Genomic DNA, 524 nt, shown 5'->3' on the forward strand with positions numbered 1-524 from the left:
AACAGCGACTGGTTCCAGTGCTGAGGCTCGGGCATGGCCTGGGCGAAGAACCATTGCTGGAAGGGCAACAGCGGCATATCACCGGTCACTGGGCCTTGTTCGGCATGTACGGCGTCGCCGCCCTCACGCAGCACCCCTGCCAGGCCGCGAACGGTCTGGTGTTGGAACAGCTCCTTGGGACTGAAGTGCAGGCCCTGCTGACGCGCACGCCCCACCACTTGGATGGAGACGATGGAGTCGCCACCGAGCTCGAAGAAGTTGTCATTCACGCCAACGCGCTCCAGGCGCAGCACATCGGCCCAGACAGCCGCCAGGCGTTGCTCCCTGGCATTGGCTGGCGCTTCGTAGACTTTTTGCAGCGTTGCGGTATTAACGGCAGGCAGCGCCTTGCGGTCGAGCTTGCCGTTGGGTGACAGCGGCAGTGCATCAAGGGCCAGCCATTGATTCGGCACCATGTAGTCCGGCAGGCCGCGACGCAGGTGTTCGGCCAATTGGGCTTGCCAGCCGTCCACTTCGCCGGCCAG

General features: G+C 63.9%; 1 protein-coding gene. It reads right to left on the reverse strand.

What is annotated here, in order from left to right:
• The coding region (locus tag HU720_RS23950; RefSeq protein WP_186523629.1) for a phosphopantetheine-binding protein at positions 1 to 524 on the reverse strand (524 nt) is incomplete at both ends.

Source organism: Pseudomonas sp. SWRI51 (assembly GCF_014268825.1).
In the GTDB taxonomy this organism is placed as follows: domain Bacteria; phylum Pseudomonadota; class Gammaproteobacteria; order Pseudomonadales; family Pseudomonadaceae; genus Aquipseudomonas; species Aquipseudomonas farsensis.